Source organism: Mesorhizobium sp. NZP2298, assembly GCF_013170825.1.
In the GTDB taxonomy this organism is placed as follows: domain Bacteria; phylum Pseudomonadota; class Alphaproteobacteria; order Rhizobiales; family Rhizobiaceae; genus Mesorhizobium.
Genome location: NZ_CP033365.1, coordinates 1,237,752 through 1,249,469, shown reverse-complemented (window position 1 = coordinate 1,249,469; position 11,718 = coordinate 1,237,752). Strand labels below are relative to the sequence as shown.

The 11,718-nt window shown below is 64.5% G+C and carries 9 protein-coding genes; 5 read left to right on the top strand and 4 right to left on the bottom strand.

Annotation, left to right across the window (positions count from 1 at the left end; translation table 11 throughout):
- Positions 1–78: 78 nt before the first annotated feature.
- Both EB231_RS06035 and EB231_RS06030 read right to left on the bottom strand, forming a co-directional pair.
- Positions 79–1,557 carry a TadE/TadG family type IV pilus assembly protein gene (locus EB231_RS06035; RefSeq protein ID WP_172348024.1) on the bottom strand — a complete coding sequence of 493 codons (1,479 nt, stop codon included), beginning with the start codon at positions 1,555–1,557 and terminating at the stop codon, positions 79–81.
- A 376-nt stretch (positions 1,558–1,933) separates the two neighbouring features.
- A complete protein-coding gene (locus EB231_RS06030; RefSeq protein WP_172348023.1) occupies positions 1,934–2,803 on the bottom strand; it encodes a transglutaminase-like domain-containing protein in 870 nt (289 codons plus the stop codon).
- 166 nt (positions 2,804–2,969) lie between these two features.
- Between EB231_RS06030 and EB231_RS06025 the strand changes: the two genes are divergently transcribed.
- Positions 2,970–3,635 carry an HAD-IA family hydrolase gene (locus EB231_RS06025; protein WP_172348022.1) on the top strand — a complete coding sequence of 222 codons (666 nt, stop codon included), beginning with the start codon at positions 2,970–2,972 and terminating at the stop codon, positions 3,633–3,635.
- Between the two features lie 154 nt (positions 3,636–3,789).
- Here EB231_RS06025 and EB231_RS06020 read toward each other — a convergent pair whose 3' ends face one another.
- Entirely contained in the window at positions 3,790–4,011 is a 222-nt protein-coding gene (locus EB231_RS06020) for a DUF1674 domain-containing protein (protein ID WP_056575042.1), read from the bottom strand.
- 105 nt (positions 4,012–4,116) lie between these two features.
- Between EB231_RS06020 and htpX the strand changes: the two genes are divergently transcribed.
- The 4 genes from htpX to purH all read left to right on the top strand — a co-directional run bounded on the left by htpX (position 4,117) and on the right by purH (position 10,137).
- Positions 4,117–5,139, top strand: a complete 1,023-nt coding sequence (gene htpX / locus EB231_RS06015; RefSeq protein ID WP_172348021.1) for a zinc metalloprotease HtpX — start codon at positions 4,117–4,119, stop codon at positions 5,137–5,139.
- Positions 5,136–6,524: an RsmB/NOP family class I SAM-dependent RNA methyltransferase gene (locus tag EB231_RS06010; RefSeq protein ID WP_172348020.1), complete on the top strand. Its 1,389-nt coding sequence runs from the start codon at positions 5,136–5,138 to the stop codon at positions 6,522–6,524. Before htpX ends, EB231_RS06010 begins: the two co-directional genes overlap by 4 nt.
- A 148-nt stretch (positions 6,525–6,672) precedes the next feature.
- Positions 6,673–8,397 carry a heparinase II/III family protein gene (locus EB231_RS06005; RefSeq protein WP_172348019.1) on the top strand — a complete coding sequence of 575 codons (1,725 nt, stop codon included), beginning with the start codon at positions 6,673–6,675 and terminating at the stop codon, positions 8,395–8,397.
- A 123-nt stretch (positions 8,398–8,520) separates the two neighbouring features.
- Positions 8,521–10,137 (top strand): bifunctional phosphoribosylaminoimidazolecarboxamide formyltransferase/IMP cyclohydrolase, encoded by a 1,617-nt coding sequence (purH, locus tag EB231_RS06000; RefSeq protein ID WP_172348018.1) that lies wholly within the window; start codon positions 8,521–8,523, stop codon positions 10,135–10,137.
- Between the two features lie 123 nt (positions 10,138–10,260).
- Here purH and EB231_RS05995 read toward each other — a convergent pair whose 3' ends face one another.
- The gene (locus EB231_RS05995) at positions 10,261–11,637 is read right to left on the bottom strand and encodes an MFS transporter (RefSeq protein WP_172348017.1); all 1,377 of its coding nucleotides are present in this window, start codon (positions 11,635–11,637) and stop codon (positions 10,261–10,263) included.
- Positions 11,638–11,718: the final 81 nt, after the last annotated feature.

Here is an 11,718-nt window from a genome sequence, read left to right as displayed (position 1 = left end):
GCCACAGGCCGCGCCATGGACGGAAACACGGAAGGCCGCCGGCTTCGAAAGAAGCGGCGGCCTTTTCCTTTTTGCGGGTTACTGGGTCAGTGCGACCTTTTCTGTATTGCGGATGATTTCCTGGAAGGCGGCATCCAATTCCACCCCGGTGGACACCTCGAAATAATGCCTCGCCGCGGCGGAGGCGTCTTTCGAAGAACAGCCCTTCAGCACCGCCTTTGCCTGGTCTCGCTCGGTTGGCGACATGTCCTTGTCGTTCAGATCGAAGCCGATGGTGAAAATCTCGATGCCATCATTTTTCATGTTGGCGCACAGGGCTTCGGCGTTGCCACGCGCAAGATTGCCCTGGCCATTGTAATTCCCCCCGACTCCCGCGAAGGCGGTATTGAACTGGCCATCGGTCATCAGGATCGCGACCTTGGCGATCTTCTTCGCATTGGTATCCGAGGCGCCGTTGCCGAGACCGGCATTCTTGATCGCAGCCCGCCATTGCGGAGACAGCATATAATAGGTCCACTGGATGGCGATCGCGCCGGCCGTATAACCATCGGCCCGGAAGGCGCCGATCGAATCAAGCAATGCGCCGGAATCGGCCGTCAGCGGGATCACTTCCGCGTCAGGGCATCTGTTCATGCTCCCGCCACCCAGATGATCATCCCGGTTGACCAGGGCATAGTAGTTCTTGCCGTTCTTGTCGGTGCGAACCGTGTCCGGGCCGTCGGCACTCAAATCCGCATTGCCGTTCTTGTCCTTCCTCTCCGTCGCGCAATTGTCGGTCTTTGGCATTGCCGCGCCAACAATGGATTTGTAGTCGCTGAAGGATGGCAACTTCGTCTTGCCCGTCTTTGCGACGAGAAGCGAACTGCCGGCGACCGGCGGCAGATCAGGGCTCGCCTGCTTCTCGGCGTAGACGTTTTCCGCCAGCTTGCCGACGTTCACGCCGGATGCGTAAGGCACAATCGCGACGCGGATGCGGGGGTTCTTCGGATCCTGGTTCTGGAGCATCGTCTGGACGGCGTTTTTCGCAGCTGCTTTCAGATCGCCGATCTTGTCGACGTTGCCTCGTTTCGCCATCGATCCCGTGATGTCGAGCATCATGGCGACCTCGACCTGCTTGTCGGTATAGAGTGCCGTGGTGGAAGCGCCGACGCGCCGCATGTCACTGATGCCGAACAACGGAAAATAAAGGCTGACATCGACATGCACATCCGCCTGCACGGTTCTGGCGGTCGGGTTGACGGTGAGCCTGTCCAGCACGACCTGGTCAGGCGTCAGGATGCCGGCCATGCTGTTGGCGTCGAGAAAGGCTTGCACTGCCTTGTCGGCATCGGCTTCCTTGATGGCGCCAGTCGTCAGGTCGCGCGCCGTTGACGTCACCGCGGCGTCGACCACACCCTGCAGGCTCGATCTGGCATTGTAGAGCTGCGCGACATTGACCGAGAAGCCGGCGGCCAGCGCCAGGACGGAGGCAGCAAAGCCGAACAGGACCGTGAAATTTCCACCCCTATGTCTGGCGAACCCGCCGACCGCGTGGACAAGACCCCCGTAATTTCGCATCCAACAACCTCCGCATGCCTCGGCCTCGTTGCCGCGATGAGGGCAATGCAGGATTCCAGCCGGACGGCGCCCGTTATGCTCCGGAACGGAGGCGCCGATCTCAACATGTTGTTTTTATTGGGTTTCGATCTTCGCAAAGGTGAACGATCGGTAAACAGGAACGCGCGACTTTGGTGGTGTTACGGACCGCTTACCATGGCCCGGATCGAAGCAATCGCGCAGCGCTCGACGCCGTCCTGTTGCGGCACAGCCCTTCTGTATCGAAGCGGATCACTGTCCCGAAATTGCGGGACAGAAATGATGTGGTAGAGAACCAAGGCGCGTTGAGCAGGTATCAGCCGTTTGCAGGCCGGCATCACCTGAACATCAATGCGCCTCAAGCCAGCATCTGTGCGCTGACCGTTCTGTCGATGCCGTGATAGGGGGGATTGAACAGCTTGCCTTCCTGTTCGTAGGTCCACACCTTGAACAGGGTGAGCCGGTGCGGGCCGAAGCTGTGCAGCAAGGGCACATCAGTGGCGTCGCGGCCGCGCGCGATGACGACGCGGCCGGTCCTGGGCCGGTTATGGCGTGGATCGAACGTGTACCACTTGCCGTCGAGGAACACCTCCATCCAGGCCGAGAAATCCATCGGCGCCGGATCGGTCGGCACGCCGATGTCACCAAGATAGCCGTTCACATAACGCGCCGGAATGTTCATGCAGCGGCAAAGCGTGATCGCCAGATGGGCAAAGTCACGGCAGACCCCGACCCGTTCCTCATGCGCCTGCGCCGCCGTGCGGGTCGAACGCGCGTAGCCATAGCCGAACGACAGCCGGTTGTGGACATAGTCGACGATCGCCTGCACCCGCGCCCAGCCGGACGGAAGATGACCGAACAGTTGCCAGGCGAGGTTGCTGAGGTGATCTGTCTCGCAGTAGCGGCTGCCAAGGAGATAACCCAGCACCTCGTCGGGCAACTCGGCCACCGGCACTTCCCTGGCCAGCATGTTGACTTCGTCCGGCTCGCCGCTGTCCTCGACGACCGCGTCATAGAGGATGCGGAACGTACCGGCAGGCGCGGTGAAGCGGCGGCAGCCATTGCCATGCAGGTCGTGATAGAGCTTGGTCGGCACCGCAGGCGAGGTCAGTACCCGCGTCTGCCGCTTGATATCGGCTTGCCTGTCCTTGTGGATCTCCAATAGCGAAATCACAGGAGTGGCTTCCGTGCATTCAATAGCGATTTCGTAGCCGAGCCGGATCAGCATCGCACGTCCCCTTCGATCGTCATGGAAAGCAGCGTCGTTGAAACGTCGCAATGTGGCGGTGGTTCCCTGCACCGCCCCAAAATACGCCTCGTGCCTTTCCATGTCGGTGCCTTGACGTTACGGTTGGGCTTCCCTCGACACGCTCCCCCGGACTTCAAGGAAAATCATGTTTTCTGGCAGAAAATTCGCCGCCTTCCTCTTCGACATGGACGGCACCCTCATCAATTCCATCGCCTCGGCGGAGCGGGTGTGGAGCGATTGGGCAGGCCGCCATGGTCTTGACGTCGCCGCCTTCCTGCCGACGATCCATGGCGTGCGGGCGATCGAGACCATCACGAACCTTGCCCTTCCAGGCGTCGATCCGGCGCATGAGGCCGACCTGCTGCTGAAGGCCGAGGCCGACGATCTGGACGGCATTGTCCAGATCCCCGGCGCCGCGGCGTTTCTCAACGCGTTGCCAAGCGAAAGCTGGGCTATCGTGACCTCGGCGCCACGCTCCTTGGCGCTTGCGCGCATGAAGGCCGCCGGCATTCCGGTTCCCGCCGTCCTCGTCGCCGCGGAAGATGTTTCCCGCGGCAAGCCAGCGCCCGACTGCTTCCGGCTTGGAGCGGAACGGCTCGGCGTCGATGCGCGCGACTGCCTTGTGTTCGAGGATGCTCCGGCCGGCATCTCGGCAGCCGAGGCCGCGGAAGCCGCGGTCATGGTGATCAGCGCCACACACGCGCATCCGTTGCCGACGCACCATGCAGCCATCTCTGGCTACGACGATGTCGGCATCACTATCGACGAGCGCGGTTGGCTGGTGCTTGAGCGGCAGCGCAACGCTGCCTAAGCAGCACTGCCAGGGTGTGTTGGGATTCAGGTCAGGCCGAGCCGAAAATGGTGGCTTCCGAGAACCGGAGCGGAGCGTACTTTTGGGTACGTGAGCACCGGAAGCGCAGGAAGCCGCCGTTTGCAGGTCGGCCTCACCTGAATATCAACGCACCCTAGAAGTCGCTGGTCAGGCCCTTGACCTCCCAGTCGCCATAGCGGCCGGGTTCCTTGCCGCCACGACCGCCGATCTCCTTCGGCAGGGCGGCTTCCTTCTCGCGATATTCGGTGCGCCGGGCCTCGGCCTCGGCCAGCGCCCGCCTTGCGGCCGGCGTCAGTTCCTTCGGCAAGGCGTCGCCATCGGTTTCGGCGGGCGTTTTACTGGTTTCATCGGTCATGCGATATTCCCCGCGGATTGAAACAGCGGCAGGTCTTTCCCATCATATAGCCATGAAACCAAGACGATCGACCTCTTTTTGCCACCACCACGACGGGAGCAGACGATGAACACCATCCGCACCGCCATGCTTCTTGCCGCGATGACCGCGCTGTTCATGGGCGTCGGCTTCCTGATCGGCGGTTCGGGCGGCATGATGATCGCGCTGCTGATCGCCGCCGGCACCAATCTGTTCAGCTACTGGAACGCCGACAAGATGGTGCTGTCGATGAACCATGCCGTCGAGGTCGACGAGAAGAACGCACCGGAATACTACGCCATCGTCCAGGCACTGGCCAAGCAGGCCGGGCTGCCGATGCCGAAAACCTATCTGATCGACAATCCGCAGCCGAATGCCTTCGCCACCGGCCGCAACCCGCAGAACGCGGCGGTCGCCGCTTCCACCGGCCTGTTGCAGCGGTTGAGCCATGAGGAGGTCGCGGCGGTCATGGCGCACGAGCTCGCCCATGTCCAGCACCGCGACACGCTGACCATGACCATCGTCGCCACCTTTGCCGGCGCCATCTCGATGCTGGGCAATTTCGCGTTTTTCCTCGGCGGCAATCGCGACAACAACAACCCGTTCGGCTTTGTCGGTGTGCTGGCGGCTATGATCGTGGCGCCCTTCGCCGCCATGATCGTGCAGATGGCGGTCAGCCGCACGCGCGAATACGAGGCCGACCGGCGCGGCGCCGAAATCTGTGGACACCCGCTCTGGCTGGCATCCGCGCTTGACAAGATCGCCCGCGGCGCCGAACGCATTCCAAACCCCGATGCGGAGCGCAATCCGGCGATGGCGCATCTCTTCATCATCAATCCCCTGCATGGCGAGCGCATGGACAGTCTGTTCTCCACCCACCCGAGCACCGAGAACCGCATCGCCGCGTTGCGGGAGATGGCGCGCGGGATGAGTGACGGTGCGGCACGCACCACCCAACGCCAGGCGCCGGTTCCATTGCAGGCCGACGAACAGCAGTCGGCCGGCCCCTGGGGCAAGCCGGCCGCTGCCGAACCGCCGACCGAACCGGCCAAGCCGAAACCCAATCCGTGGGGTCGCAACCCGACCGGGCCCAAAGGCCGGTGGTCGTGAGCGTGGTAGGCAGAACACCTCGGCGCACAGGCTCAGGCGATCAGGACCACAAGGACGGCGGCGAATTCGTCGCCGGTCTCGCTGCCCGCAAGGCGGCGGCGCGGCTGCTTGCCGCCGTCATCGACGCAAGGACGCCGCTCGACGGCTTGACCGACCACGAAAACGGCCACCCGCAATACAGGGCGCTCGACCTGCGTGACCGTGGCTTGGTGCGCGCCATCCTGGTCACCGCGCTGCGCTATCGCATGACCATTACCGGGCTGCTGGCAAAGCGCCTGGAAAAGCCGCTGCCGCCCAATGCCACCGCTTTGTCGCACATACTGCATGTGGCGGCGGCGCAGATCCTGTTCCTCGACATTCCCGACAGCGCCGCCGTCGACCTCGCGGTTACCCACGCCAAGTCCGATCCGCGCACACAGCGTTTTTCCGGCCTGGTCAATGGCGTGCTGCGCACGCTGGCTCGAGCCAAGGAAACCGAACTGCCGGCCGCCCTTGCCGCCACCGACGAAGCGCCGAAATGGTTTTCCGACCGGCTGAAGGCCGCCTATGGCGTGGACAAGACCCGACAGATCCTGGCGGCGCATCGCCATGAGGCGCCCGTCGATTTCTCGGTCAAGGCCGATCCCGAACTGTGGGCCGAAAGGCTTGGTGGGACCGTGCTGCCGACCGGCACGGTGCGCGTGGAAAATCTTGTCGGCGCGGTCACCGACCTGCCGGGCTTCGCCGAAGGCGCTTGGTGGGTACAGGATGCGGCGGCCAGTCTGCCGGCAAAACTGTTCGGCGATGCCAGGGGATTGCGTGTGGCCGATCTCTGCGCGGCGCCCGGCGGCAAAACCGCCCAGCTGATCCTGGCCGGCGCCAGGGTCACCGCCGTCGACACCTCGAAGAACCGGTTGGCGCGGCTGGCGCAGAATCTCGACCGCCTCGGCCTCTCGGCCGACATCGTCCAGGCCGACCTGCTCGAATACGAGCCGGCGGAGCTGTTCGACGCCGTGCTCCTCGACGCGCCCTGCTCGTCGACCGGCACGGTGCGCCGCCATCCCGACGTGCCGTGGACCAAGACCATGGCCGACGTCGAAAAGCTCGCCGACCTGCAACGCAGGCTACTCACCCGCGCCGTCACCCTGGTCAAGCCCGGTGGCAGGATCGTCTTTTCCAACTGTTCGCTCGACCCGCTTGAAGGCGAGGATCTTTATCGCGCTTTCCTCAGGCAATCGCCTGATGTCGTCGACGATCCGCTGCATCGGGGCGAGATCGCCAGCATCGATTCGTTCCTGACGAAACAAGGCACGCTGCGCACCACGCCAGCCGATCTCGATCTCGGCGCCCCGGAGCGCTCCGGCCTGGACGGCTTCTTCGCCGCCCGCATGCGGCGCGCCGGCTGAATATGTAAGCATCCGGATTTGCTGACTTTTTTAGGGAGGGGATGGGACAAAACCCGGTGAAACGGACCCGATCCCAGGAATTCGCCTTCGCACGAGTCGTTCAATCATGTAAACTTGGTGCCGGGGTAGAGGACGACCAGGAGGGCTTTTGGCACTTGCTGCCGGCAACACGACGCGTCTGTGGACGCTGGTCGCGAAGGAGTTCTGGCGCAAAACGCGCCGGCGCCTGCGTGCCGGGCCGATTTATCGCTGGCGCTATTCCGGCCGCACGCCCGAACGCGTCCTGATCGCGCCACCGGATCTGCGCCTCGCCGACCCGCAGATCGCGCTTGAGATCTATTACGGCCGTTATCCCTTGTCGGGGCATCTGGTCGAGACCGGCGGCAAATCGCCGTTCCAGATCAACGTGCCCAACCGCGGCTGGCAAAAGACGCTGCATGGGTTTCGCTGGCTGCGCCACATGCGCGCCGCCGGTACCGAGCTTGCCGCCGCCAATGCGCGTGCCCTGGTGTCCGACTGGATCGCCATGCACGGCAACAACATTGCCGGTGTCGCCTGGGAGCCCGGCACCACGGCCAAGCGCATCATCGCCTGGCTGCAGCATTCCTCCGTCGTGTTGCAGGGAGCCGAATTTCCCTTCTACCGCGCTTTCCTGAAATCGCTGGCCGTCCAGATCCGCTATCTCAGGTCGATGGCGCGCGAAATGCCCGATGGCAAGGATCGGCTGCGTGCCCGCATCGCGCTCGCCTTCGCCGCTCTTTCGCTGCCGGCGCCGGCTTCGGCGCTGCGCGGCGCAACCCGCAACCTCGCCGAGGAGCTTAATCGCCAGATCCTCGCCGATGGCGGCCATATCTCGCGCAATCCGATGGCGGTGCTGGAAATTCTCGCCGACCTTTTGCCGTTGCGCCAGACCTACGCCAACCAGGCCGAAACCCCGCCGCAGGCACTGATCGGCGCCATCGACCGCATGCTGCCGGCGCTGCGCTTCTTCCGCCACCAGGATGGCAGCCTCGCCCGCTTCAACGGCATGGGCGCCACCATCCATGACCGCATCGCCACCATCCTGCGCCATGACGACACCGCCGGCGCACCACTGCTGCACGCGCCGCATTCGGGCTATGAGCGGCTGTCGATGGGCGGCGTCACGGTCATTGCCGACACTGGCCTGCCGCCGCCGGTCGACGTCTCCAACGCCGCGCACGCAGGCTGCCTCGCCTTCGAACTGTCGTCCGGCCGCCAGCACTATATCGTCAATGCCGGCATCGACACCTATGGCGCCGCTGAATTCCGGCCGCTGGCGCGCGCCACGGCCGCGCACTCGACCGCCACCATCAATGACACCTCGTCGGCTCGCTTCAGCCATTCGTTGCGCGTCAACGACCTGCTCGGTTCGCCGCTGATCGGCGGCCCGCAGCATGTGCCGTGCAAGCGCATCGACCAGAAGGGCGTCCAGGGCTTCATCGCCCGCCATGACGGCTATGTCCAGCGGTTCGGCTTCCTGCATGAGCGCGAGCTGAAGCTGTCGACGAACGGCAATGTGCTGGCCGGCAGGGACCGGTTCCAGAGGCCCGGCAATGCCTCGATCCGCAACAATGGCCGCGATTTCATCACCGTGCGCTTCCATGTCCATCCCGACATCAACCTGCTGCAGGACGAGCACGACCGCCTCGTGCTGACCGCCGACCAGGCCGACAGCTGGGTGTTCACGTCAAGCGAAGTGGTGCCGGAGGTCGAGGAATCGATCTATTTCGCCGGTCTTGGCGGTCCGCGCCGCAGCCGCCAGATCGTGCTTGCCTTCAAGGCCTCCGAGGTGGCCGAAGTCCACTGGCAGCTGACGCGCACCAGCATCGCCGGCTATCCGGAAAACAATTGATGGTGCCGGCCACCGCTGGAGCATGATGCCGAAAAGTGTGCAGCGCTGCCTTGCCGCTTGATTTCCTGATGTCATGTGCTACGGCGCGGGCTTGCCCCTCCAGCCGTGAAAGGCCGCCAGCCCATGGCCGTCGCCGCCAAGAACATTCCCGCCCCGGATCTCGTCCCCGTGCGCCGCGCCCTGCTTTCGGTTTTCGACAAGACCGGCCTCATCGACTTCGCCAGGGCATTGGCCGCGGCCGGTGTCGAGCTGGTCTCGACCGGCGGCACGGCCAAGGCGATCGCCGAAGCCGGCATGGCAGTGCGCGACGTCTCCGAGCTCACGGGGTTTCCCGAGATCATGGACGGCCGCGTCAAGACCTTGCACCCGTCGGTGCATGGCGCGCTGCTTGGCGTGCGCGACGACCCCGAGCATGCCATGGCGATGCGCAAATACGGCATCGAACCGATCGACCTCGTCGTCTCCAATCTCTATCCCTTCGAGGAAGTCCGCCGCTCCGGCGCCGACTATGCCGCGATCGTCGAGAACATCGACATTGGCGGCCCGGCAATGATCCGCGCCTCGGCCAAGAACCATGCCTATGTCGCCATCGTCACCGATCCCGGCGATTACGCTTCGGTGCTGAACGCGCTGGAGATGAACATCGGCTCGCTGTCGCTGGATTTTCGCAAGAAGCTGGCGGCCAAGGCCTTTGCCCGCACCGCCAGCTATGACGCGGCGATTTCCGGCTGGTTCGCCGAGGCGCTGGAGATCGAGCATCCCACTTGGCGCGCCTTCGGGGGCAGGCTGGCGGAGGTGATGCGCTACGGCGAAAACCCGCACCAGGGCGCCGGTTTCTATGTCAATGGCGACAAGCGTCCGGGCGTCGCCACGGCACGACAGCTGCAGGGCAAGCAGCTGTCCTACAACAACATCAACGACACCGACGCCGCCTTCGAACTCGCCGGCGAGTTCGATCCCGCCCGCTCCGCCGCTGTCGCCATCATCAAGCACGCCAACCCTTGCGGCGTCGCCGAGGGCGCCTCGCTGAAGGCGGCCTACGCCAAGGCGCTTGCCTGCGATCCGGTCTCTGCCTTCGGCGGCATCGTCGCCGTGAACCGCACCCTCGACGCCGAGGCGGCGGAGGAAATCGTGAAAACCTTCACCGAAGTGATCATCGCGCCCGACGCCACCGAAGAAGCGGCGGCAATCGTCGCGGCGAAGAAAAACCTGCGCCTGCTGGTCACCGGCGGCCTGCCCGACCCGCGCTCGCCCGGCACAACGGTCAAGTCCGTCTCCGGCGGCCTGCTCGTTCAGGGTCGGGACAATGCCGTGGTCGACGACCTCGAGCTGAAGGTGGTGACGAAGCGGGCGCCGACGCCGGCCGAAATGGCCGATCTCAAATTCGCCTTCCGCGTCGCCAAGCACGTCAAGTCGAACGCCATCGTCTATGCCAAGGACGGAGCCACCGTCGGCATCGGCGCGGGCCAGATGAGCCGGGTCGATTCCTCCCGCATCGCCGCCCGCAAGGCGCTCGACGCGGCCGAGGCCGCAGGCTCGGCCGAACCGCTGACCAAGGGCTCGGTAGTCGCCTCCGACGCGTTCTTCCCCTTCGCCGACGGCCTGCTCTCGGCGATCGAAGCCGGAGCTACGGCGGTGATCCAGCCAGGCGGCTCGATGCGCGATGACGACGTCATCGCCGCGGCCGATGAACATGGCATCGCCATGGTGTTCACCGGGGTCAGGCATTTCAGGCACTGAGCGCGTTTACCCCCCTTGTGGGGAGGGTCGGCGAATGATCTTTGCGAAGCAAAGTTCGTGAGACTGGGTGGGGGCAGCGCCGCCCCCGCTTCGCGGATCGACCCTTCGACAAGGAGGGTAAGCTCACTCCGCCGGCCGGTCCGCCGGATATGGCGTGCGAACCAGTATCGCCATGCCGATGCCGAGGAACAGGATGATCACGGCCATGCCAAGCCGTGCCGAATCGCTCAGCGCGGTGATGGTGGCAACCATGAACGGCGCCAGGAAACTGGTCGCCCGGCCGGCCAGCGCGTAGATGCCGAAATAGCGCCCGGATTCCGCCGCCGTGACGCTGCGCGCCATGTAGGAACGCGACGACGCCTGCACCGGACCGAAGGCCAGCCCGATCAGCAGGCCATACATGATGTAGGCCTTTTCGGCGGCCGTGCCGAACAGGCCACCTGAGTCGGTGGTCGGGAGTTGGATCAGGCCGAGCAAGGTGAAGCCGGGACCGGTCGAGACGACGCCGATGGTGGCGACGGACAGCATGACCAGCGAAATCATCACCACCGCCTTGGAGCCGAGCGCGGTGTCGAGCCGGGCCGCGATCCAGCAGCCGAAGATGGCGACGACATTGAGGATGATGCCGAACATGCCGATCTCGGTGATCGACCAGTGGAACATGCCCGCCGCGAAGGTACCGCCAAGTGCCAGCAGCGCGTTGACGCCGTCCTGGTAGATCATGCGGGCGACGAGGAAGCGGAAGATGCCGCCGCGCCTGCGTACCTCGGCCAGCGTCGATTTCAGCTCCGACAGGCCTTCACGCACCGCCGGCCCGATCGGAATGCCCTTGATGGCATCCGGCGTGAAGAAGAACATTGGCAGGATGAACAGGAAGTACCAGCCGGCAGAAAGCGGCCCGGTGGCGCGCGCATCCTCGCCAAGCTTCGGGTCGAGCCCGAACAGCGGGTTGATGCCGATGATCGTCTTGCCGGTCTCCGGCGAGCCCGCCAGACAGGTGACGACGAAGATCAGCGCGATCATGCCGCCGAGATAGCCGAGGCCCCAGGCCGTGTTGGAGATGCGGCCGATCTCGCTCTTCGGCACCAGCCGCGGCATCATCGAATCGTTGAACACGGTGGAGAATTCCGCCGCCACCGATGCCAGCGAGAACAGCGCCACGATCAGGAACAGGTTCGAGCCCGGGGCGGCGAACCAGAGCAAGATGAGACTGATGATCTTGATCGCCGCGAAAAACCCGATCCACGGCTTGCGCGGCCCGGTCTGGTCGGCGATCGAGCCGAGGATCGGCGACAGCACGGCGATGACCAGCCCGGCGGCGGCGATGCCGTAGCCCCAGACAGCCTGGCCGGTGGTTGGATCGCCCGCCATGCGCGAAACGAAATAGGGGCCGAAGATAAAGGTGGTGACGACCGTGAAGAACGGCTGCGCCGCCCAGTCGAATAACATCCATCCCCAGATGCCGCGCCCCGACGCACGCTGCACTGTTTCTACCGCCATGATGATTCCTTTGGCCCCGCCCGCGTCGGGCGCCATGTCTGCATGTTTCCGATGCTCATGCAAATGACAAGCGTCGCGCCG

What these genes read in the sequence shown, in the direction of transcription:
- EB231_RS06035 (WP_172348024.1), bottom strand. Translation starts at nt 1,557, where the DNA reads ATGCGAAATTACGGGGGTCTTGTCCACGCGGTCGGCGGGTTCGCCAGA.
- EB231_RS05995 (WP_172348017.1), bottom strand. Translation starts at nt 11,637, where the DNA reads ATGGCGGTAGAAACAGTGCAGCGTGCGTCGGGGCGCGGCATCTGGGGA.
- htpX (WP_172348021.1), top strand. Translation starts at nt 4,117, where the DNA reads ATGAACACCATCCGCACCGCCATGCTTCTTGCCGCGATGACCGCGCTG.
- EB231_RS06025 (WP_172348022.1), top strand. Translation starts at nt 2,970, where the DNA reads ATGTTTTCTGGCAGAAAATTCGCCGCCTTCCTCTTCGACATGGACGGC.
- purH (WP_172348018.1), top strand. Translation starts at nt 8,521, where the DNA reads ATGGCCGTCGCCGCCAAGAACATTCCCGCCCCGGATCTCGTCCCCGTG.
- EB231_RS06030 (WP_172348023.1), bottom strand. Translation starts at nt 2,803, where the DNA reads ATGCTGATCCGGCTCGGCTACGAAATCGCTATTGAATGCACGGAAGCC.
- EB231_RS06020 (WP_056575042.1), bottom strand. Translation starts at nt 4,011, where the DNA reads ATGACCGATGAAACCAGTAAAACGCCCGCCGAAACCGATGGCGACGCC.